This is a genomic window from Arenibacter antarcticus (genome assembly GCF_041320605.1).
GTDB lineage: Bacteria > Bacteroidota > Bacteroidia > Flavobacteriales > Flavobacteriaceae > Arenibacter > Arenibacter antarcticus.
This window is the reverse complement of the sequence record NZ_CP166679.1, coordinates 342,095-364,954: the sequence shown is the minus strand read 5'-3', so window position 1 is coordinate 364,954 and position 22,860 is coordinate 342,095. Positions and strand designations below refer to the sequence as shown.

The 22,860-nt window shown below is 38.9% G+C and carries 20 protein-coding genes and 3 tRNA genes; 11 read left to right on the top strand and 12 right to left on the bottom strand.

The window, feature by feature from the left end:
* Window positions 1-1,028: 1,028 nt before the first annotated feature.
* Together KCTC52924_RS01595 and KCTC52924_RS01590 are read left to right on the top strand one after the other, a co-directional pair.
* On the top strand, window positions 1,029-2,618 hold the full coding sequence (locus KCTC52924_RS01595; RefSeq protein ID WP_251809139.1) for an FMN-binding glutamate synthase family protein: 1,590 nt from the start codon (window positions 1,029-1,031) through the stop codon (window positions 2,616-2,618).
* A gap of 229 nt (window positions 2,619-2,847) precedes the next feature.
* On the top strand, window positions 2,848-3,720 hold the full coding sequence (locus KCTC52924_RS01590) for an SdiA-regulated domain-containing protein (protein WP_251809138.1): 873 nt from the start codon (window positions 2,848-2,850) through the stop codon (window positions 3,718-3,720).
* A gap of 336 nt (window positions 3,721-4,056) precedes the next feature.
* Here the strand turns inward: KCTC52924_RS01590 and KCTC52924_RS01585 are convergent, their stop codons facing one another.
* The 4 genes from KCTC52924_RS01585 to KCTC52924_RS01570 all read right to left on the bottom strand — a co-directional run bounded on the left by KCTC52924_RS01585 (window position 4,057) and on the right by KCTC52924_RS01570 (window position 6,016).
* A complete protein-coding gene (locus tag KCTC52924_RS01585; RefSeq protein WP_251809137.1) occupies window positions 4,057-4,836 on the bottom strand; it encodes a hypothetical protein in 780 nt (259 codons plus the stop codon).
* 664 nt (window positions 4,837-5,500) lie between these two features.
* A tRNA-Lys gene (locus KCTC52924_RS01580) sits at window positions 5,501-5,573 on the bottom strand.
* A 177-nt stretch (window positions 5,574-5,750) separates the two neighbouring features.
* Window positions 5,751-5,834 (bottom strand) — tRNA-Leu (locus KCTC52924_RS01575).
* A 109-nt stretch (window positions 5,835-5,943) separates the two neighbouring features.
* A tRNA-Lys gene (locus KCTC52924_RS01570) sits at window positions 5,944-6,016 on the bottom strand.
* Between the two features lie 136 nt (window positions 6,017-6,152).
* On the opposite strand from KCTC52924_RS01570, the gene KCTC52924_RS01565 reads away from it, so the two are divergent.
* Window positions 6,153-6,668 carry a shikimate kinase gene (locus KCTC52924_RS01565; protein ID WP_251809136.1) on the top strand — a complete coding sequence of 172 codons (516 nt, stop codon included), beginning with the start codon at window positions 6,153-6,155 and terminating at the stop codon, window positions 6,666-6,668.
* Here the strand turns inward: KCTC52924_RS01565 and KCTC52924_RS01560 are convergent.
* Genes KCTC52924_RS01560 through KCTC52924_RS01550 form a run of 3 tightly spaced genes read right to left on the bottom strand, consistent with a single transcriptional unit; the run spans window position 6,657 to window position 8,147 of the window.
* Window positions 6,657-7,157: a phosphoribosyltransferase family protein gene (locus KCTC52924_RS01560; RefSeq protein WP_251809135.1), complete on the bottom strand. Its 501-nt coding sequence runs from the start codon at window positions 7,155-7,157 to the stop codon at window positions 6,657-6,659. The genes KCTC52924_RS01565 and KCTC52924_RS01560 overlap by 12 nt on opposite strands.
* An 8-nt stretch (window positions 7,158-7,165) precedes the next feature.
* Window positions 7,166-7,753: a methyltransferase domain-containing protein gene (locus KCTC52924_RS01555; protein ID WP_251809134.1), complete on the bottom strand. Its 588-nt coding sequence runs from the start codon at window positions 7,751-7,753 to the stop codon at window positions 7,166-7,168.
* Window positions 7,737-8,147, bottom strand: coding sequence for an RNA-binding S4 domain-containing protein (locus tag KCTC52924_RS01550; protein WP_251809133.1), 411 nt, complete (start codon window positions 8,145-8,147; stop codon window positions 7,737-7,739). The genes KCTC52924_RS01555 and KCTC52924_RS01550 overlap by 17 nt, the downstream gene beginning before the upstream one ends.
* A gap of 79 nt (window positions 8,148-8,226) precedes the next feature.
* Between KCTC52924_RS01550 and KCTC52924_RS01545 the strand changes: the two genes are divergently transcribed.
* On the top strand, window positions 8,227-9,186 hold the full coding sequence (locus KCTC52924_RS01545; RefSeq protein WP_251809132.1) for an FKBP-type peptidyl-prolyl cis-trans isomerase: 960 nt from the start codon (window positions 8,227-8,229) through the stop codon (window positions 9,184-9,186).
* Between the two features lie 1,008 nt (window positions 9,187-10,194).
* Here KCTC52924_RS01545 and KCTC52924_RS01540 read toward each other — a convergent pair.
* The 3 genes from KCTC52924_RS01540 to KCTC52924_RS01530 all read right to left on the bottom strand — a co-directional run bounded on the left by KCTC52924_RS01540 (window position 10,195) and on the right by KCTC52924_RS01530 (window position 12,830).
* Window positions 10,195-10,773 (bottom strand): outer membrane beta-barrel protein, encoded by a 579-nt coding sequence (locus KCTC52924_RS01540; RefSeq protein ID WP_251809215.1) that lies wholly within the window; start codon window positions 10,771-10,773, stop codon window positions 10,195-10,197.
* A gap of 220 nt (window positions 10,774-10,993) precedes the next feature.
* Window positions 10,994-11,947 carry a transketolase family protein gene (locus KCTC52924_RS01535; protein ID WP_251809131.1) on the bottom strand — a complete coding sequence of 318 codons (954 nt, stop codon included), beginning with the start codon at window positions 11,945-11,947 and terminating at the stop codon, window positions 10,994-10,996.
* 37 nt (window positions 11,948-11,984) lie between these two features.
* Window positions 11,985-12,830 (bottom strand): transketolase, encoded by an 846-nt coding sequence (locus KCTC52924_RS01530; protein ID WP_251809130.1) that lies wholly within the window; start codon window positions 12,828-12,830, stop codon window positions 11,985-11,987.
* A 169-nt stretch (window positions 12,831-12,999) separates the two neighbouring features.
* On the opposite strand from KCTC52924_RS01530, the gene tgt reads away from it, so the two are divergent.
* The 6 genes from tgt (at window position 13,000) to KCTC52924_RS01500 (ending at window position 20,180) form a co-directional block, all read left to right on the top strand.
* Window positions 13,000-14,130: a tRNA guanosine(34) transglycosylase Tgt gene (tgt, locus tag KCTC52924_RS01525; RefSeq protein ID WP_251809129.1), complete on the top strand. Its 1,131-nt coding sequence runs from the start codon at window positions 13,000-13,002 to the stop codon at window positions 14,128-14,130.
* A gap of 3 nt (window positions 14,131-14,133) precedes the next feature.
* Entirely contained in the window at window positions 14,134-15,213 is a 1,080-nt protein-coding gene (locus KCTC52924_RS01520) for an LptF/LptG family permease (RefSeq protein ID WP_251809214.1), read from the top strand.
* Window positions 15,200-16,108 (top strand): DMT family transporter, encoded by a 909-nt coding sequence (locus tag KCTC52924_RS01515; RefSeq protein ID WP_251809128.1) that lies wholly within the window; start codon window positions 15,200-15,202, stop codon window positions 16,106-16,108. The genes KCTC52924_RS01520 and KCTC52924_RS01515 overlap by 14 nt, the downstream gene beginning before the upstream one ends.
* Window positions 16,109-16,151: 43 nt before the next feature.
* Complete coding sequence (locus tag KCTC52924_RS01510; protein WP_251809127.1) at window positions 16,152-17,105, top strand: acetyl-CoA carboxylase carboxyltransferase subunit alpha; 954 nt, start codon at window positions 16,152-16,154, stop codon at window positions 17,103-17,105.
* Between the two features lie 156 nt (window positions 17,106-17,261).
* Window positions 17,262-18,809 (top strand): replicative DNA helicase, encoded by a 1,548-nt coding sequence (dnaB, locus tag KCTC52924_RS01505; protein ID WP_251809126.1) that lies wholly within the window; start codon window positions 17,262-17,264, stop codon window positions 18,807-18,809.
* Window positions 18,810-18,992: 183 nt separating this feature from the next.
* On the top strand, window positions 18,993-20,180 hold the full coding sequence (locus KCTC52924_RS01500) for an asparagine synthetase B (RefSeq protein ID WP_251809213.1): 1,188 nt from the start codon (window positions 18,993-18,995) through the stop codon (window positions 20,178-20,180).
* A 150-nt stretch (window positions 20,181-20,330) separates the two neighbouring features.
* Here KCTC52924_RS01500 and KCTC52924_RS01495 read toward each other — a convergent pair whose 3' ends face one another.
* Window positions 20,331-20,759: a DUF1801 domain-containing protein gene (locus KCTC52924_RS01495; RefSeq protein ID WP_251809125.1), complete on the bottom strand. Its 429-nt coding sequence runs from the start codon at window positions 20,757-20,759 to the stop codon at window positions 20,331-20,333.
* Window positions 20,760-21,262: 503 nt separating this feature from the next.
* The gene (locus KCTC52924_RS01490; protein WP_251809124.1) at window positions 21,263-22,093 is read right to left on the bottom strand and encodes an HAD family hydrolase; all 831 of its coding nucleotides are present in this window, start codon (window positions 22,091-22,093) and stop codon (window positions 21,263-21,265) included.
* A gap of 262 nt (window positions 22,094-22,355) precedes the next feature.
* Between KCTC52924_RS01490 and KCTC52924_RS01485 the strand changes: the two genes are divergently transcribed.
* Complete coding sequence (locus KCTC52924_RS01485) at window positions 22,356-22,778, top strand: secondary thiamine-phosphate synthase enzyme YjbQ (RefSeq protein WP_251809212.1); 423 nt, start codon at window positions 22,356-22,358, stop codon at window positions 22,776-22,778.
* Window positions 22,779-22,860: the final 82 nt, after the last annotated feature.

The window sequence follows — 22,860 nt, the reverse complement described above, 5'->3', positions numbered from 1 at the left end:
AAAGAATGATCTAACGAAATGAAAAGCATTATATTCCCAATAGTGCTAGACTCTGGATTTACGTTTTTTCATTTGTTTGTCTTCCATTTTTTTTAATATTTTATCTTGTTTTTTAGCTTTTACATCCGCTTTGGATTCTTTCATCTTTTTGGCCACGATAGAATTATTTAATGATTGAAAATAGTTGAAATAAGATTATCCAATGTAAGGTAACTTTATGCAACGAGTAGACCATTTCGAACAACTGGGTTGCTGGAATAGGGAATTAAATAAAGTTAATAGGATAATTGGAAGCACACTCGTCGGTGCTTGTTAATTCGGGAAGATAATTTTCATTTTGTTGGATTTAACGGGCATAAAATAAAGGTTAATATAAACTCCCATAATTGTATTGCAATGGTGGTTTAAAATAAAATTTTTAATGTCGAAAATCATACTGGTAATCACTTTGTTGTTGAAAAATGAATCACACTTTCTACAAAAAATGAAGATAAGGATATATATCCCATTTACCTAATATTGAGGGATTTCCTATAGGCTTGGAGGAGCGTAAAGGGATTCTAAAAATGATAGAGTCAAAAGGTGTTTCTGCCATGGAATATCGATATGATATATGAGGCTAGAGGTTCAGGGAACGGAATTTTAGCCACTTTATTGAGGGATTTGGATTGTGGATAATCACCCAAGTATGCGCGTTTCCAATATATTGTATTTAAATGTATAATAGTGGGTTAAAAATTCTTAGGATTTCAAAAAAGATATGATATTTGTAAAAAATTTGGCAGCATACCATGGATGTCGCAATCTTGAAGATTTTTGGAACCTAAAAATTGAGGGATTGATAAATATGGCTGGTGTTGGTAATTCCAAAAGGTGCTTTAGACAGGTTGGCTTGGATGAAATATTAGCAGCTAATGGAGTTTTTATATAATGCCATATATTCAGCAAACTAGGTTGTAATATGTTTAGGGTGCTTGGATATTGATATCTAGTGTTTTGATTAAATTAATAACTTTTAAATTATACCTATGAAAGTTCGTGAACGGTTTATGATTATCTCAGTGATCGTGATTGTTATTATTGCTGGCGTTGCCCTATTTTGGCCCCCAATTTTATGGATTTTACTGATAGTCGGTCCCTTGGTTGTTATGGGAATCTTTGATATTGTCCAGAAAAAGCATACCATTAGGCGAAATTTTCCACTTATTGGCCGTTTCAGATATATGCTGGAGTCGATACGACCCGAAATCATGCAATATTTTGTGGAAACCGATACACAGGGAAGGCCGTTGAATAGAATATTGCGGTCCTTGATTTATAGGAGGGCGAAAAAGCAGACCGATACCGAACCTTTCGGTACTCAAATGGACCTGTACCACGCAGGTTATGAATGGATGGAACATTCTATGTATGCGAAACATAACCCTAAGGAAATTGGAGAGTTCCCCAGATTAGTGATCGGAGGAAAAGACTGTAAGCAGCCTTATTCTTCCAGTTTGTTGAATATTTCTGCCATGAGTTTTGGATCCTTAAGTAATAATGCGATCCTCGCCATGAACAAAGGGGCGAAAATGGGGAATTTTGCGCACAATACTGGAGAGGGAGGTATCAGTGATTATCATTTGGAACACGAGGGAGATCTTATCTGGCAGATTGGTACTGGATATTTTGGGTGTAGGAATGATGATGGAACCTTTAATGGAGAGAGTTTTAGAGAAAGTGCATTACGGCCCCAGGTGAAGATGATTGAGATTAAATTGTCCCAAGGGGCCAAGCCTGGTCATGGAGGTATATTGCCTGCTGCTAAAAACACCGAGGAAATAGCCAGAATCAGACATATAAAACCTCACATGGCAGTTCATTCGCCTCCAGCTCATAGTGCTTTTTCGGATCCGATTCAATTTATGTACTTCATTAAGAAATTACGTGAACTTTCCGATGGTAAACCTATTGGATTTAAGTTATGTATTGGTAGGAAACAAGAATTTATGGATTTCTGTGAGGCCATGGTTTATACAGGAATTACCCCAGACTTTATTACCGTAGATGGTGGGGAAGGGGGTACTGGTGCCGCTCCGGTGGAGTTCTCGAACAGTATGGGGATGCCTTTGAGGGAAGGTCTCGTCTTTGTGCATGATACCCTAGTAGGGTTTGCCCTTAGAAAGGAAATAAAGGTGATTGTTGCAGGAAAAATCATTACAGGATTTAGTATGGCGCGTGCTATTGCCCTTGGGGCCGATGGTTGTAATAGTGCTAGGGCCATGATGATGGCAGTAGGTTGCATACAGGCACTACAATGTAATTTAAATACCTGCCCCACAGGAGTGGCCACCCAGAATAAATCCTTGGCAAAAGGTTTGGTAGTAGAGGATAAGGCCCCAAGGGTATATAATTATCATGAGGCTACCATTCATAGTTTCTTGGAGTTAATAGCAGCTGCTGGCTTAGATGGTCCTTACGAGTTAAGTCGTGAGCATATCAGTAAGAGAATTGGCATGTATAACGTTCGTACCTATGATGAAATCTATCCCTATATGGAAGAAGGTTCGTTATTGAAGATAGATACCATACCAGAACACTACAAGCGTTATTATCAGTTGACTAGGATTATGAAATAAAGTATTTAGGAACCGATTTTGTTTCGTTTCAAGAACCAAATTTGGTGGTATTGAGTGAATTTAAGTTTGCGTATACAGTACTTTGCTGGCAAGGGCGTAAGCTTTTGGTGTTATTGGCTGGTCAGACACCGCAACGTTTTATTGATGGTATGGTTTTACCTATTTTTCTGATTTAATCCTTAATTTTAAGGTAATTTCACTTAGAAATATATACTTTAATGGCGGCTACATGGGGAAGCAATTAAAAATAGGGACGATTAAAATATTGACAGTAGTAGGACTGCTTTTGGGGCTGTTGGCAATATTTATGGGATTTAGTAGAAATTGGACGTCAACTGATCCCATAGAAACCTCCTATGAAATATTGCAAAAATGGGAACTTCCTCCCCAATTACGGGAAATATCGGCTATTGCATGGTTGTCCAACGATAAAATTGCAGCGGTTCAGGATGAAGTGGGAATCATTTATGTCTATGACCTAAAAACAAATAGGGTAACAGAGGAGTATAAATTTGGTGATTTCGGAGATTATGAAGGGTTGGCGGTTTACGGTGAGGATGCCTTTGTACTGCGCAGCGATGGGGCAATATTTGAAGTGAAGAAATTTAAGGGCCCAAGACCTGAGGTAGTGGTTTATAAGACCGCTTTTTCAAGTAAAAATAATATGGAAACCTTGGTCTTTGATAAGGAACGCAATAGCCTGCTACTGGTGCCGAAAGACCGGGATTTGAAATCGGACAACTACAAAAGGATATACGCCTTTTCCTTGGATACCTATGAAATGGCTGCGGAACCTATATTAAAAATAGACCTTAAGGACGTAGCACTTAAGCCGTACTTTCAAAAAAATAAATTTAAGACGTTTAGACCATCGGCTATGGCCATTCATCCAGATACAGGGGATATGTATATTTTGGAGGCTACTAGACCAAAATTGATGGTAATGGATCCTAGTGGTAAAATTAGTGCCATTTACCCTTTTGATCGTCATCTATTTCCTCAGCCAGAAGGTATTACCTTTGGAGATGATGGAAGCCTCTACATTTCTACTGAAGGTGAAAAAAAATCCCGAGGAGTGATTTATAAAGTGAGTTTAAAATAGGAATAGGTTTATAAAACCTACCCTTACTGAAGCTTAGAAATCCGGCTGCTATTGTATATTTTTTCAAGAAAGAATAAAGAAAGTTATTTTCACAGTGGACGAAGGTTTCGTTACTTTATCTAAGATCATTTTAAAATTAATGACGGGGAATATCTGGTAGAGTTTACTACCGGATAGACAGGCGCTGTCGAAACCTTAACTGAATTGTCTGGATCTTTTTAGTAAAAGCTCCGCTTTGAAAATCAGCAAAAAACAACTTGACTTACTCCAATTGCGACATTTTCGGACGATTTCCTGCTGAGGTGCTGTTCTTTTAGAGGCTTTATATCGTGCTAATTACGGGCAATCATAATCAAATACCACAACATCTTCCTCGGTCATAATCCCGTCTGGGTTGTATGGGTTCACGGCATTGTACTGTACAAATTGTATGGAATTAATCTCACCCTCTAAATATGCCCTAACAAACATTTCATCATAATCCAACGGAACAACTACTTCATACAATAATTCGCCCCAAAGGAATATTTCGGGGTATCGATATCTATCTACTTCCACCGTTACTTGGTGGATGCATTCGGGGTCGAGCACCGCAAACCATAAAGATTGTACCCGCATGGGATCGAAGCCTCCATTTATCAAGCCTTCTAAATCGGGTGCAGGATGTTGGTCAAAGCAAAATACAGTTCCGTTTATCGTTTCTGTTCCGGCTACCGTTATGTCTATAGGCAGCGTTGTGTCCCAATAAGGGGATAGTTGTAGTTCGTCTACCGTTGGCAACGCAAATATAGTGTCGTTCCCATTCATCAATGACACATTGTTTACCCTGTAGTTTCCAAACAAAATGGGATTACTGGGATTGCTTACATACCTATTTCCTATCTTTTCTAAGGTTGAGGTATAGGTGTAGTCTTCGCCCCGTGAATTTGTTACGTTGTACCAAACTTCAGTTGGGTCTATATCCTTACAGGATGGGACCTTTGATGTAGTGTTGGCCTTTAAGGTTGGTGTACCCATCGAAAATTGCAATGTCCCTATGCCTCCCGGTCTTGCGGTCAGCTCGTCCTTTTGACACCCGAAAGCTGAGATTGCCAGCAATAAGATCAATTTTTTCATTGATTCTATTTTTTAGTGGGTCCTCTATTTCATCTCTAAATGATATTTAGAGTAGCATAGTGTCTCCATTAGTTATTTTCGGGAACATTTTATCAAACTGGAGGAGTAAAAGAAAAATAGTTTTACGTTTGATAATTTTAACTATTTAAATATATGATATTTATTTCGTTTTTCGCTAACTTACTTGCTTTATCTTTCTCAATATCAGGCATCTATTGGGGTGTCTGAGTAGTGGGGGATGCTAAAATAAAAGCCTTAAGGGCCTAGTTCAGAGGGGTCAGGAATATAGAATTCTTCCTATTTTGGTTAACGCAACTATTTGCAAAAATATCTCGCTGCGCTAAGTCTCCAGACTTAGTGCCGACTTTGTGCCGGCTTAGTGCCGGATTCACTTCCTACACTGGAAAATGTAATCCTGTATAAGAATGGAAACCAAAACAAGCTATGGCTTGCTATTTTTTGTTTTTCTTCCGGCTAGTGTGATTCGTTGAAAACTCGCTGCGCTAAGTCTAGTGTCGTTCCCATTCATCAATGACACATTGTTTGCTCGCTGCGCTAAGTCTCTCGACTTAGTGCCGACTTGATCCGTTATTGATCCGAAATTAAGTAGTTGCAAATTGCTTTAAATAAAAAAAAGTTAAGCGCTAACTTAACTTTTTTTTTGTGACCGGGCTGGGGCTCGAACCCAGGACCCTCTCCTTAAAAGGGAGATGCTCTACCAACTGAGCTACCAGGTCATTCTGTGTTTTAAATACAGTATTGTTTGGGGCTGCAAATATAAAATCATTTGTTTGTTTTGCAAAGTTTTTATTGTTTAAATTAAATTTGGAGATTTGGAGTGGTTTAAAAATGAAAAAAGTGCGATTAAATAATAAACCGTTAGCCTAAATAAAATTTAGTGCTAACGGTTACAGTGCCCACGACTAGATTCGAACTAGCACATCCTTGCGAACACTACCCCCTCAAGGTAGCGTGTCTACCAATTTCACCACGTGGGCTTTTTGATAATGTATTTGGAATTCACTTTAATGCTGATTCTAAATACAAAATTAAGTAATTTCAAATAACTTTAAACAAAAAAAGTTAAGCGCGAACTTAACTTTTTTGTGACCGGGCTGGGGCTCGAACCCAGGACCCTCTCCTTAAAAGGGAGATGCTCTACCAACTGAGCTACCAGGTCAATATGTGATGCAAATACGTGTTGTTTGCGGGTGCAAATATAAAATCATTTGTTTGTATAACAAGGCTTTTTTATTATTTTTTTATTTTTTTTTATTTACCACCAATTTAAGCCAAATTTACAAAAAATTTGAACCGTGAAAATAGTATTGATAGGGTATATGGGTAGTGGGAAGTCTACCATAGGGAAATTGTTGGCTAAGGAATTGAAATGTAGATTTTTAGACTTGGACGATGTCTTGGAAAACAATCTTGGGACCTCCATTTCTGAGCTCTTTAAAACCAAGGGAGAAGTGTTTTTTAGGAATAAAGAGCATCATTTTTTAAATGAACTTTTAACTGAAGATTCCAACTTTATTTTGTCAACTGGGGGTGGAACTCCATGTTATTCCGGAAATATGGACAGTATGTTGCAATATGCAGATGCTGTTTTTTACCTAAAAGTTTCCATTCCGGGATTGATTGAACGATTAATACCTGAAAAGGAACACAGACCCCTTATCAAGGATATTGCGAATGAAGACCTGCCAGAGTTTATTGGCAAGCATTTATTTGAACGCAATAACTTCTACTTAAAAGCAAATCATATTGTGGAATGTGATAATAAATCGCCTCAGCACATTGCTGATGAGATTATCGGCTTACTCGGATAGGTACACGGAATCGTTATTGTTTTTGAATTCTACAATAATGTGTTCCAGTAATGATGTAGAAAGGGAAATTCCTTTATAATCGGCTTTAACGGGATATTTCTTGTGGTTTCTATTGACCAATACCGCCGTTTTTAGCTGTTTTAATGGGACTTTTAAAAAATGGTGCACTCCATAGATCAGGGTAGTGCCAGAGTTTAATACGTCGTCTACTAATACCACAGATCGATTCGTGTACCCAGATTCAGGGATAGAGGTGCTTACCCCGCTGTTTAACGGGTTCTTTTTGTCCATATGTACTTTGCACAAGGTAATATTGGCATCGGTTATCTGTTGTAGTACAGATTGAATTTTTTTCGCAAAACTCAATCCGCCGCCTTCTATACCTGCAATAATAATCTCCTCCTCATTTACATTGGCCTCGTAGATCTGATAGGCAATGCGTTTAATTTTGTGCTGTATTTCTTCGTGGGATAATATTCTGTTGGACATAGTACTTCTTATTTGGATTCAAATATAAAAAACAGTTCCTTATCTTCTCTCGGTTTTATAGAATTGTAGGCAGTTTCCAATACCTTAAATTGGAAATAGTCCGAAAAATGAGCCTTGTATTCGGTTATACTTCCCCCATAGGGTGGCCCTGACTCGGTTAGTGGGAAAGTAAAAAACAATCCTACCAGCTTGCCCTTTGGCCTTAAAAGTTCTTTTATTTTAAGTACATATTGCGGTCTTAAGCTGGGAGCTATGGCACAAAAAAAAGTCTGTTCTATAATTAAATCAAAACCCGTCAGGTCTAGGTCAAAGAAATCACCTTCTATAAGTTGGTCCTCGGGGTAATTGGGTAACTGCATTTTTATGCGGTCTAGGGGTGCTTTGGCAATATCAACAATATATACGTTCTTAAAGCCATGTTGAACCAGATATAGGAGTTCGTATGCGTTTCCAGCACCGGGGATAAGGATTTTTATATCCTTGTTGGGCAATTGGTCCAAATAGGCAGTAAGGGGAGGGGAGGCGTATCCAATATCCCAACCCAAATTCCCGCTGTTGTATTTGTTTTCCCAGAAATTCTTATTCTGTTCCTTCATCAGTTTTTTTTACTGGTCCATCTACTGGATCTTCCTCCAAGTAGTCCGTAATATCTCTTCTATCTTTTTTCGTAGGTCTGCCCATCCCTTTTTTTCTATAGTAATCCTTGGAATACTGTAACAGCTCATTGTGCTCAAAAGCCTCCTTAGGCGTGGTATCCTTTCTATAGATATCCACTAATTTGGCGCCAACCCTGCTTGGTGGGATGTCCAAGACGGTAAACTGATACTTAATCTGGTTTTTCCTAACCACAATCTTATCTGTGGGATACACCTCCCTAGAGGGTTTTACCACCTGCTCGTTTATTCTAATATGGCCCTTTTTACAAGCTTCGGTTGCTATATTGCGGGTCTTATAATAGCGGGTGCTCCATAAGTATTTGTCAATTCGCATAAACTATTCAAATTCTTTGTTAAGGTCTCCTACAAAAATAGGGGAAAATTGTATCTTGCCGCCTTTAAATAAGAAATCAATGATTTTAAAGAGAGTTCTGTTGTTCGCTTTTGTATTTGTTACTATTTGGTCCTGTAAGAAGGATGACGGCCCCTCAGTAGTGGTGGTGCCTCCAAAGAATTTGGAGGAAGTGATTCCACTAGATGACACTAGTATTAAAGATTTTTTGGAAACACATTTCTATAACTATGAGGAATTTGAAAGTCCTGCTGAAGGCTTCAATTTTAAAATAAAGATAGATACCCTCGCTGGGGACAATGCGGATAAGACAAGCCTAATGAGCCAGGTTACTGCTAAAACCATTTCCGTACCTGCCAATAGGTTTGGATCGGAAGGAGAAGGTATGGTAGACCATACTTATTATTATTTGGTAGCCAGAGAAGGAGTAGGTAAAGCAATTACCGTAGCCGATTCTGCATTTGTTAGATATGAGGGAATGTTGTTGAATGGTAAAAGATTTGATGCTTCCGGTAATTCACCGGTATGGTTCGATTTGGCTGGAATTCAAGGAGGAGGTGCACGTGGATTTGCGGAAGGGACATCCCATCTTAAGACAGGGGGAGCGCCTATAATTAATGCGGATGGAACCTTTTCTGTGGAAGAGTATGGAGTAGGGTTGGTTATTTTTCCTTCAGGATTGGGTTATTATAACTCTAGTGTTCCCAATATTCCAGCTTATAGCCCTTTAGTGTTTACAATCGATCTTTTTGCAATGAGTCAAATTGACCATGATAATGATGGGATTCCGTCATTTATGGAAGATTTAAATGGAAATGGGTATTTGTATGACGATAACACAGATATAGAGAAAGAGATAAAAGATAAGGTTCAATTTACAGCCAACTTTATGGACCCCGATGATGACGGTGATGGAAAACCTACAAGAGAGGAGATTCTTATAGATGCGGATGGAAATATAAGCTTCCCTGATACCAATGGAAACGGAACTCCGGATTATTTGGATCCCACTACCAAATAATCCAAAATTAAAATTCACTAAAAACCGACTTTTGAATCTGATTCAGGAGTCGGTTTTTTTATTCCTTTTAGTGATGTTCTCATGGTTTTTTATTTAATGTGGCATCCTACATCAAGGAAGTGTAAATGGATAAATGTCAAACTTGCTTCTGGATACATTTTTATTCCGCTGCGCTCCATAAAGCCACTCTAAGTAACGGGGAGGTTTAAATAGAATATTTTATTAATGTAAAAATGCACCAGTTAATTAATTTACTAATGTGTTGATATGTCAATTTGGAAATGTGCCTATAAGGGAAGCATTCAGGCTTTGGCTAAAGCCGTTTTTCTGATTCGTTAGTAATCCCCGTGATAAATCACGGGGCAATTCAATTCGATCAGCATTGTTAAAAGGGTATGAAGATGCGGAGTATTGAAGTTACGGAGGGAATACTATGAAAATATAACAATTTGTTAATTTGCTAATGTGTGGAATTGTCAATTTGGAAATGTTTTACGTCATTTCGAAATGAGCCTTATTTTTGGGCGATTGAGAAATCTCACCTTCTAGGGTGAATTGTTAAAAGGTTATGAGAATACGGAGTTATCAAGTTATGTGGTAGAGGTCCAATTGAATTGGTTGAGCTATATCAGGGAAATATAACGGACACAATACTGAATACTCAGAACTGTGTACTTAATACTAATCTCTGCGTTAGCTTGTGCAGCGGCATCCTTTTTTGATCTTTTTGGACTTGTATTTCCTAATCCTGCAAGGTTTAGCAAACCTTGCAGGTATTGTGGACAATGCCTAAATAGAGCCACATAATGGATGGTGTAGAGCGACAATCAAAAAAGATATAGCGAAAAAAGCGACCCAATAGGGGAACGCCCAACATAGAATTGATTTTTTAAATGATTTCCCGGTTAATGAGGTCTAAAAAAAAACCGTCCATCAAATTAATTTGATGGACGGTTCCAATAACTTTTAAGCAAGTAAAACTCTAGTGCGACTTCTTGCTAAGTACTATTAAAGGCTAATTCCCAAGCTCAAGATCAATTGATCGGGTCTGGTGTCGATTCTGTCTCCAGAAAATACACCATCAACTACAGTTACCTCATTCTCGCTAAATCCTCTTTCATACCTTAGATCGATTCCGAATTTTCCGAATGCGATTCCAACGCCCACATTGAGTCCTACAGTGAAATCATCTTCTACATCCCCTATAGTGATACCATCGTAATCTGTATCCAAAATATACTGGAACGCAGGACCTGCGAAAACTTGAAGTGGCCCAATAAGGTTAACGCCTAATAAAAGGGGAGCATCTAATTTGCTCATCGCCAAACTATTGTTGTCATAATCCGATTTGGTCTTGGTATATACCAATTCGGGACGGAAATAAATTTTGTCCCCCAGCTTGCCGAAAATCCCAACATGGTAGCCCACGTTGCTCTTGGGGTCCTTATATGCGTTTTCGGTAGACTCAAAATAATCCCCGTTGGCGCCATAGTTTAGACCTGCCTTTATTCCAAAGCCCGGATCTTTTTGTGCGAATGCAGTTATACTTATTAAAGCAAAAGCTGCCAATAAAACTGTTTTTTTCATCATAGGTGTGTTCTTTTAAATTAGAAAACATTGTACAATTATAGGCACAATATTTTTCATGGTTTATCTCAAAAAAAAATATACTTGACACAAAAAAAGTGGTGGACTATAAGATTGCCTTAGAGTAATACTCTTTAATAAAGTATTGTCTCTTTGTTGCGCTCTTATGTATTCACCAAATTTTAGATCAAGCGATGTCATCTACCCAAGGGCATTAGAATTACTTTCTTTTTAACACTTTTAAAACGGCTTTTTCTATGGCTTTAGTATCCAAACCATACTTAGCCATTAATTCTTCTGGGGTGCCACTTTCTCCAAAAGTATCTTTTGTCCCAACAAATTCCTGGGGCGTAGGATGCGTAGTAGCAAGGTATCCGGCAACACTTTCACCAAGTCCTCCCAAATAGTTATGCTCTTCCGCACTCACGACACAGCCGGTTTTTTTAACAGACTTTAACACTGCTTCTCCGTCAAAAGGCTTAATGGTATGTATGTTGATGACTTCTGCAGAAATTCCTTGTTTCTCCAAATTTTCGGCAGCGACCAATGCTTCCCAGACCAAATGGCCGGTGGCAACAATGGTTACATCGGTACCTTCACTAAGCATAAGGGCCTTCCCAATTTCAAATTTCTGATCTACAGGGGTGAAATTAGCTACTTTTGGACGACCGAATCTCAGGTAAACTGGGCCTTCGTGTTCCGCAATGGCAATAGTAGCTGCTTTTGTCTGGTTGTAATCACATGGATTGATAACGGTCATTCCAGGTAACATTTTCATCATTCCCAAATCCTCCAAAATCTGGTGTGTGGCACCGTCCTCACCTAAGGTAACTCCAGCATGGGAGGCACAGATCTTTACGTTTTTACCAGAATAGGCAATAGACTGGCGGATTTGATCGTAGACGCGTCCAGTAGAAAAATTAGCGAAAGTTCCTGTAAAAGGTATTTTCCCTCCTATAGTGAGTCCCGCTGCAATGCCCATCATATTGGCCTCGGCAATTCCTATTTGGAAAAATCGCTCTGGATTTTCCTCAATAAACTTTTCCATTTTTAGGGAACCAACCAAATCTGCACATAAAGCAACTACATTGGGGTTGCTTCTGCCAAGTTCGGCTAGTCCGGCACCAAATCCACTTCTTGTATCGTTTTTTCCTTGATCTATATATTTTTTCATCGTGTACTTTCTTTATCGTTAATAGAAATGGGTTGGATTAATAATCTCCGAGGGTTACTGGATTTTGTGATAGGGCGTTCTCCAATTGCTCATCATTGGGAGCCTTTCCGTGCCATGCGTGGGTGTACATCATAAAGTCTACCCCATGTCCCATTACCGTGTGTAACAAAACACATACTGGTTTGCCTTTTCCAGTCCTGCTTTTGGCCTCTTTCATTCCTTTTATAACGGCTTCTAAATTGTTGCCTTCCTCAATGTCAACAACATCCCAGCCAAATGCCTCGAATTTCTTTCTTAAATCGCCCATTGGCAAAACGTCTTCGGTTGCCCCATCTATCTGCTGTCCATTGTAATCAATGGTAGATATAAGGTTGTCTACCTTTTTACCAGCAGCATACATAATGGCTTCCCAGTTCTGTCCTTCCTGTAATTCACCGTCACCGTGTAGGGTATACACTAGTTTGGGATCCTTATTTAGTTTTTTAGCCTGTGCCGCGCCTAAAGCTACGGACATACCTTGACCTAAAGATCCGGAGGCAATACGCACCCCAGGTAACCCTTCATGAGTAGTTGGGTGACCCTGTAAACGCGAGTTGATAAGTCTGAATGTATTTAATTCATCAACAGGAAAATATCCTTTTCTTGCTAAAACACTATAGAATACTGGGGAGATATGGCCGTTGGATAAAAAGAATAGATCTTCTCCTTCCCCATCCATATCAAACCCATCCTTAAGCTCCATAATGTCATTGTATAGTGCTACCATATATTCAGTACAACCCAATGAACCTCCTGGATGTCCGGAGTTAACCTTGTGGACCATTCTCAATATGTCTCTGCGTACCTGAACGGTCAAATCTTGTAATTCTTGAAGTTTTGGCATTTTTGTCTATTTTTTTAAACTCCCCCAAAAGTAGTGGCTATCTTTTGTGTATACAAGTAGGAGTTGTTATATTTTGTTAACTTTAGCAATGATTAGGCCAACTTTATTTTTTTGTTGGCAACTTAATGACAAGGAGTTGACTATATTTGCGGCTTTAAATCACTTTTTTTTGAAATTCACTTTACAGCACTCAGATACTAGAACAAAGGCCAGGGCCGCAGAACTTATTACGGACCACGGTAAAATAGAAACCCCCATATTTATGCCTGTAGGAACAGTTGCATCGGTAAAGGGAGTTCATCAAAAGGAACTTAAGGAAGAGATAAACCCAGATGTAATTCTAGGGAATACCTACCATTTATACCTTAGGCCTAAAACTAATATTTTACAACAGGCAGGGGGACTCCATAAATTTATGGGCTGGGACCGGAATATATTAACCGATAGCGGGGGATACCAAGTGTATTCCTTATCCGAGAACAGGAAGATCAAGGAGGAAGGGGTTAAGTTTAAATCCCATATAGATGGATCCTACCATGTGTTTACCCCAGAGAACGTAATGGAAATCCAAAGGGTGATAGGGGCCGATATTATTATGGCCTTTGATGAATGTACACCTTATCCTTGCGATTATAATTACGCCAAAAGATCTATGCATATGACGCATAGGTGGTTGGATCGATGTATAAAACATCTAGATAAAACCCCTTTAGCCTATGATTATGAGCAGACTTTTTTTCCTATCGTTCAAGGCTCTACCTATAAGGACCTTAGAAGGCAATCTGCTGAGTATATCGCCGGAGTGGGGGCAGAGGGGAATGCTATAGGTGGATTATCTGTAGGGGAGCCCGCAGATGAAATGTACGCTATGACCGAGGTTGTATGCGATATTTTACCTGAGGACAAGCCTAGATATCTTATGGGAGTAGGGACGCCTATCAATATTTTAGAAAATATTGCGTTGGGTGTTGATATGTTTGATTGTGTGATGCCTACTAGAAATGCAAGGAACGGGATGCTATTTACCGCTCATGGCACCATCAATATAAAAAATAAAAAGTGGGAGGACGATTTTTCTGCCTTGGATGAAATGGGTACTACTTTTGTAGATAGAGAGTACTCCAAAGCCTATCTAAGACATTTATTTGCTGCAAACGAATATTTGGGGAAGCAAATTGCTACTATTCACAATCTCGGATTTTATATGTGGTTGGTGCGTGAAGCAAGAAAGCGTATTATAGCAGGAGATTTCTACGAATGGAAAACCATGATGGTAAAACAAATGGATAAAAGATTATAGGTGCTGACCATAATAGATAAATACATATTAAAACGCTATCTGGTAACCTTTTTTGTGATGTTAATGTTATTTGTGCCGATAGGCATAATGGCAAATTTGGCAGAACAAATTGGAAAGATGATAGACAATGAAGTTCCGTTAGCGGAAATTATCATGTATTACTGGAATTTCACGCTGGTTATTGGAAACTTATTGTTCCCTATCTTTCTTTTTTTATCGGTAATTTTCTTTACGTCCAAATTAGCTAACAATACCGAGATCGTGGCTATATTAAGTTCCGGGGTTTCTTATGGTCGCTTCTTAAGACCTTATATGATAGGGGCTACCATAATTGCGCTTATCATGTTTTTTATGAATATGTTTATTGTACCTCCGGCAAGTGTAGGGTACAACGAATTTAAATTTGAATATTTAAAAAAGGGGAAACAGGATCGGGTTACCACTAATATCTTCAATCAATTAAATGAGACCGATTATATCTACGTGAGTACTTTTGATCCGGCCAGACAAATTGGTTATAATTTTACCATGGAGCGTTTTAACCCGGACAATACACTAAATTTTAAGATATCCGCAGCCAATATTAGGTGGGTGGAAAAGGATAGTGTGTACAGACTTACATCTTACTCCAAACGAAAACTGGTCAATGGTACCGAAATAATGGAGACCAAGAAAAGGTTGGATACCCTTTTTAATTTTAAAATAGACGATCTAACCCCCGTTTCCTACATAGCGGAGACCAAAAATATGTTTGAGTTAAACAAATTTATTGAGGCACAAAAAAGAAAGGGAGCTTCCAATATTAACAGTTATGTATTGGTGAAATATAAGCGATGGTCATTGCCTATTGCGGCCTTTATACTTACCATTATTGCGGTTGCTGTATCCTCCGTAAAAAGACGGGGTGGCATGGGAGTAAACTTGGCTTTTGGAATAGGGGTAGCATTCATCTATATCTTTTTTGATAAGGTATTTGGAACCTTGGCAGAACAGTCGGGCTTTTCCCCCTTATTGGCGGTTATTATCCCCAATGTGTTGTTTGGTATTATTGGTTTTTACTTATTGAAAAATGCCAAGCGTTAAACTAAAAAACTACTTTCACCTCCATTTTATTGTTTTTATATGGGGCTTTACAGCTGTCTTGGGTAAACTAATCACCTTAGACGCCCTTCCATTGGTCTGGTATAGAATGGGTATCGCCCTTTTATTGATCTTGGCATACGTGCTTCTTCGGAAATTCCCCTTAAAAGTGCCGCCAAAAACCTTGTTATTATTATTGGTTGCAGGGGTAGTGATTGCTCTACACTGGGTTACTTTTTTTATGGCCATAAAGGTGTCTAATGTATCCGTTGCCTTAGCTACTATGTCTACGGGAGCTTTCTTTGCGGCATTGTTGGAACCTATGTGGTACGGTCGTAAGATGATATGGTACGAGCTTGTTTTCGGTTTGGTGGTGATGCTAGGGCTTTATGTGATGTTCAATGTAGAGACTAATTACCTCTATGGTATTGTACTGGCATTGGTTTCAGCATTTTTATCTGCGGTCTTTACCTTGATCAACGGCAAACTTACCCAAACCCAAAAACCCGCTATTATATCCTTGTACGAATTGGGAAGTGGAGTGTTATTGCTCACTATATATCTTGCTTTTAGAGGGAGATTTGTCCCAGAGTTTTTTGTATTATCTGCGGCAGATTGGCTTTATATGTTTATTCTGGCCTCTGCCTGTACCGCATATGCTTTTATTGCATCGGTGAAGGTAATGAGGTTTATTAGTCCCTATACCGTTATGCTGACGACCAATATGGAGCCCATATATGGGATTTTTCTAGCCTTCCTGATTTTGGGAGATAGTGAGAAAATGAATTCCTTTTTTTATATCGGTGCCTTAATTATCCTAGCAACAGTAGTGGCTAACGGTATTTTAAAGAATAGAAACAAATTAAAAAAAACGTCTAAGGAGGTAGCTTCCCTTTAAAGTTTTATATTTGCATGTTGAAAAGAACTAAACCTTTAAACCTATGGAGTATTTAGATTTTGAACTTCCCATTAAGGAGCTCGAAGATCAGTTTGATAAGTGCATGATAATCGGTGAGGAAAGTGAAGTTGATGTTTCGGAAACCTGTAAGCAGATACAGAAAAAATTGACTGATACTCGAAAGGAAATATATAAGAACCTTACTGCTTGGCAACGAGTGCAATTATCCAGGCATCCCAATAGGCCATATACCCTAGATTATATTAGGGCTATCTGTGGCGAAACATTTTTGGAATTGCATGGAGATCGCAACGTAAAGGATGATAAGGCCATGATTGGTGGTCTTGGTAAAATTGGCGATCAAACGTATATGTTTGTTGGGCAACAAAAAGGCTATAATACCAAAACAAGGCAGTTCCGTAATTTCGGAATGGCGAACCCTGAAGGATATAGAAAAGCCTTGAGGCTCATGAAATCGGCGGAGAAATTTGGTGTTCCAGTGGTCTGTTTAATAGATACTCCTGGTGCCTATCCCGGTATAGAAGCCGAAGAAAGGGGACAAGGGGAGGCCATTGCAAGGAATATTTTGGAAATGACCCGTTTAAAAGTGCCGATTATTGTTGTCATTATAGGTGAGGGAGCCTCTGGTGGTGCCTTGGGAATAGGTGTAGGGGATAGGGTATTGATGTTGGAAAACACATGGTACTCCGTTATTTCTCCGGAATCTTGTTCCTCCATTCTGTGGAGAAGCTGGGAATACAAGGAGCAAGCGGCAGAAGCCTTAAAACTTACGGCAATCGACATGAAGAAAATGAAATTGATCGATGAGATTGTAAAGGAACCTGTAGGTGGAGCGCATTCTAACCGCGAAAAGACTTTCGAAATCGTAAAAAATAAAATTACTTCCCATTTCGAGGAATTAAAAAAGTTATCACCAAAAGAACTGGTAGATAATCGAATGGATAAATATGCCAACATGGGTGTATTCAACGAATAGCATCCCTTTTTGTGTAGCCGAAATAAAACTGGAGCGGTAATTCTCCAGTTTTTTTATGCTTATAAACAAATTCCGTAACTTATCAACAAGGTAATTGTTGAGCAATTGTTAATATCCCGAACAGCGATTTAATTCTTAATCCTTAATTTAGTACTCATGGAAAAAACGAACCCAGTTATTGGTCATCGGATCGACAAATCTACAATCATTAGCCTTGAGAAGGGAAAAATACCGCCTCAAGCAGTTGATTTAGAGGAGGTTGTATTGGGTGCGATGATGATTGATAAAAAAGGGGTCGATGAGGTGATTGATATATTACATCCCGATGTATTTTATAAGGAAGCCCATAAATACATCTATGAGGCGATATTTAAGCTGTTTGAGAACTCCGAACCGGTGGATTTATTAACCGTTTCCTCACAACTAAAAAAAGACGGACGCCTAGAAAGTGCAGGTGGGGATTTTTACCTCATAAAACTCACTCAAAAGGTGGCTTCATCTGCGCATATTGAATTCCATGCGCGTATTATTCTCCAAAAATTTATACAGCGGAGCCTTATTAAAATCTCCAATGAGATAATTGAAGAGGCATATGAAGATTCTACCGATGTGTTTGATCTTTTGGATGCTGCGGAATCCAAATTATACGATGTTACCCAAGGTAACCTAAAGCGTTCTGCCGAAACGGCCCAGAACTTGGTGATCCAAGCGAAGAAAAGAATAGAGGAAATTGCCGGGAAAGAAGGGTTGAGTGGAATCCCTTCTGGGTTTGATAAATTGGACAAACTTACCTCTGGCTGGCAGCCCAGTGATTTGATCATTGTTGCAGCACGTCCAGGTATGGGTAAAACCGCTCTTACCTTGTCTATGGCTAGAAATATTGCGGTTAATTCCAATATTGGAGTGGCATTCTTCTCCTTGGAGATGTCCTCTGTGCAGTTGATTACTAGGTTGATATCTTCCGAAACTGGATTGTCTTCAGAAAAATTAAGGACCGGTAGGTTGGAAAAACACGAATGGGAACAGTTGAACGTGAAGGTGAAATCTTTGGAATCTGCTCCATTGTTTATAGATGACACCCCTTCCCTTTCTATATTTGACCTTAGGGCAAAGGCAAGACGATTGGCTTCCCAGCACGATATAAAGATGATTGTTATAGATTACCTTCAGCTGATGACAGCAGGAGGCACCCAAAAAGGGGGTAACCGTGAACAGGAAATTTCTACCATTTCCCGAAACTTAAAGGCTCTGGCAAAGGAATTGAGTATTCCAGTAATAGCGCTATCACAGTTGTCTCGAGCAGTGGAAACTAGGGGAGGGAGTAAACGTCCTATTCTTTCGGATTTAAGGGAATCTGGAGCTATTGAACAGGATGCGGATATCGTTTCCTTTATCTATAGGCCAGAATATTATAAGATTGATGAGTGGGACGATGAGGAACGCTCCCCAACAGCAGGTCAGGCGGAATTCATTGTTGCAAAACACAGGAATGGTGGCTTGGAGAATATCAGATTGAAGTTTATTGGTAATTTAGGTAAATTTGATAACTTGGATGATTTTGATTCTCCCTTCGAATTTCAGTCCAAAATGAATGCAGAAGATGATAATCCATTTATAACCAAAGGATTGCCCAATGCTAATGAGGCTTTCGGTAGTGCAATGAACAACGATTCCATACAAGACGAAAACGATGTGCCGTTTTAATGGGATTGAAAGTTAATTTATAAAAGAGTTCCCTTTCCTAATTGATTGGGTATTATAATTATTTCAATATATAGTGTAATGGAAAATAGTATTCGGCCCCAGATTTCATTTGGTGGCCTTTTTTTTTTAATTTTTTGTTTTCTATGGTGTAGCTCTATTTACGGGACCAATATCTTAATTCCAATGGATGCCGAGGGTCAAAAAAACCATTTAAAGGCATATGGAATCACGTATTGGGTGTTGGCAAAACAACAAAAAGTGCACTGGTTGCTAAATTATAGAGGTGGTTCATTTTTGCTACCCGATGGGGAGAATATTCGTAAGGAATGCCAAATAAGGGGCGTTTCCTATGAAATACTGTCGGAGTCGCAGACCCGGGAAATATTGGACGGAATTAGTAGTCCCTCCCAGAACCAAGAAGCGGTAGTTTTGGAGAAGGCACCTAAAATTGCGGTTTATACGCCCAAGGATAATCCTCCATGGGATGATGCCGTTACAATGGTGCTTGCCTATGCGGAAATTCCCTATGAAAAGGTGTATGACGAAGAGGTGTTGCAAGACCAACTGGTGCTTTATGATTGGTTGCACCTTCATCATGAAGACTTTACGGGGCAGTACGGGAAATTTTATGGTGCCTATAGGGCTGCCCCATGGTATATTGAGGGGAAGTTGAATGCGGAGTCTATGGCGCAAAAATTAGGATATGATAAGGTTTCCGAACAGAAGGGAGCAGTAGCTCAAAAAATTAGAAAATATGTAATGGGGGGAGGTTTTATGTTTGCCATGTGTTCCGCCACAGATAGTTTTGATATTGCCCTAGCTGCAGAAGGAGTCGATATTTGTGAGCCAATGTTCGATGGAGATCCTTCGGATGCCAACTATCAGGCCAATTTGGATTACGGTAATACTTTTGCATTTACCAATTTCACCTTGGAGCGTAATCCGTTGACTTATGAATTTAGTTCCATAGATATGACTAGGAAACGAAGTAATGTTCCTAAGGAATCTGATTATTTTTCTTTGATGGAGTTCTCTGCAAAATGGGACCCAGTACCTACTATGTTGTGCCAGAACCACACTTCATTAGTCAAGGGGTTTATGGGACAGACCACAGCATTTACCAGAAATGAGATCAAACCAACAGTGTTGGTATTGGGGGAAAATAAAATTAATGGGGAGGCGCGTTATATTCACGGGATTAAAGGGAAGGGCTTCTTTACATTTTATGGGGGGCACGACCCTGAAGATTACCAGCATAAGGTAGGAGATCCAAAAACGGAACTGGAATTGCACCCTTCATCACCAGGATACCGACTTATCTTAAACAATGTACTGTTCCCGGCCGCAAAGAAAAAAAATCAAAAAACCTAATAAGAAGATTCTAGGCTATATACTGTGATCGGATTGAGTATTTAGAGTTGAAGTAAGTGTGTTTTTAGTTGCTAAATATTTGGTGCTATTCCGATCCTGTATGGAACTAAACTTCACCTCCTACTTAAAATCCAATAAGTCCCCATTTCTTTATAATCCCAATACGGGTAATTGTTTCACCTTATGATAGGTTAAGGCTGTAGAAATGCAGGTTTTTAATGCTTCTTGTGGTATAGTATCTTCCATTTTAAAAATAATGGCCCTATTTCCTTCGAAAGTAAATAGGTCTTTGAAAACCAATTTGAAGGTTGGCACCAATCTGCTAGAACAGTTGAAGTACATGGCATATTCCTCTGGTTTATGTTGCTTCCAATCTATTCTAATAGTGCTGCCATTTTTTGTTAGATAGCTTGGTTCTCCCCACTTTAAGGTTTCTTCCAAAGCCGTTATTTCTTCAATGTTGTTGGCTGACTCTAAGACCAAATTTCTTAAATTCATTAGCTTTTTTCGTACCGCATCGGGATAGGTGTTGAAAATTAACGCTACCTCAGGGTTTGTTATTACTTTTAAGCTCTTCATATGGGCCCATTTAAAAATTATGGATTCAGCTACCTTGTCCGAAATATTTTGATAATAAGGGTATAACCCTTGTGCTTTACTCACTAAGTGAGAGTTCAACCTCCTACTCTTACGTCGAGATTTTATAGGTAGTTTCCCTCTGATGCCTCATGGGCTTTACCAAGGGGTATTGACTATAGGAAGCAGCTTTAATTCCCTAAGGTAAAGCTGCCATTGATCCTGATTATGAGTAATTCTGCTCGCGAAATCTGTAAGATACAACAGAGTTGCTAGTTACTAAGATAATAAATACCTAGGAATATCTAGAACGAACTACAGTACTTGATGACCTGTAGTCGGAGATTCTTATGCTCGGTAGGTTAATGTACGGTAGGGCATTCACAAATTCCCTTCCCAGAATTAGCTTTTGTCATTTGAAAGTGTTGATTTATAAAAAAAATCCCCGAAAGCATTGCTTCGGGGATAGGTAATTTCTGATGATTTCGTATTGATGAAAATTTGCCCTACGGCGTATTGGTGTAGGAGGCGTTTTTGGTTTTACTTAAAACTAGCTGTTCCAATACTCGTTCTACCCCAAAATCGTCGTTGCTGCTGGTCATAAAATTAGCAGTTTCAATCACGTTGGGATGAGCATTGGCCATTGCAAAACTAAAATGTCCCATTGTCAACATTTCTAGATCATTGTTATAATCGCCAAAAACCATGGTTTCTTCTTTACTTATCCCATATTTCCGCTGCAATTGTTCCAGGGCATATCCTTTATGGGCATTCATATTGGAAAGATCTAACCAATTTTCTCCAGATACTTTAACTTTTAGTTTACTCTCTAAATGTTTTACTAAGGGGTATATATGCTTCTCTGAGTTTACAGAATGATAGAGGGCAATCTTTAGAATCTCACCTTTAAAGGTAGACAGGTCATCTATGATGCTGAATTCGCTATAATACTCCTTTAATTTAGTCCGAAACAATTCAGATTCACCGTCTATATAGGCGTTTTCCTTACCACAAAGGACAGTATGGATCCCGGAGGTATCTTTCAATATATCCAAAACCTCTTTAATTGTTCCATTCTCCAAGGGAGTAGCAAGCATTTCCTTCTGCTGTTTCCTGATATAAGCGCCATTTTCTGCTACCACAATGATATCATCCTTAATGGCATCCAATTTTTCTACAATACTATTGTATTGGCGTCCGCTGGCTGCTACAAATATTATGTCTTTCTCCTTTAATTGTTGGAACAGGGTAAAGAATTTAGAGCTTACTTCATGGTTAGTATTTAATAAGGTGCCATCCATGTCTGTCACCACCATTCTTACTTTTGATAAATCCATTCATCTTCATTTTATCTGCAAAGGTATTGGATATATTCTACATGGAGCCCTAGTTGTTATAAGTTTCACATATGGCACTATCACCCATTTTTATGGTATGTAGAAAGCCTGATAGCTTTAGGTTGTAATCTAATACTCCATAAAATAATCTACCTTGAGAAAGGATTTATAAGCTGTAGAATTATTAAATGGTTCTTGATTTATGATTGTGGATTATTCTATGATTATCCCGAAATTAGCGGTCACTAACAAAACACATCAAATGCATTTTTATCAGAAGGAAATTATCTTACGTCCTCGCAAAAGGGGATTTCATATTATCACCGAAGAGGTTTTGAACACTATGTCTGAGTTGAGTCGGATTAACCAGGGGATGTTACAGGTATTTATAAAACATACTTCGGCTAGTTTAACTATAAATGAAAATGCGGACCCTACGGTTAGGACCGATTTTGAATCTCATATCAACATTATGGTCCCAGAAGATGCGCCTTATTATGTTCATAATTACGAAGGGTCTGACGATATGCCTGCTCATATTAAATCCTCATTGATGGGGGCATCCGTACAGATTCCAGTTACCAATGGAAGGCTTAATCTGGGAATATGGCAGGGGATATATTTATGCGAACACCGTGACCATGCCAGTGGAAGAAAGTTGGTGGTGAGTTGTTTTGGGGTGTAATGGTTGTGTAATAAACTATTAATCCCCATTTGAATTATGGGTAAAAAAAAATCCTGCTCCGAAACGGAACAGGATTTTATAA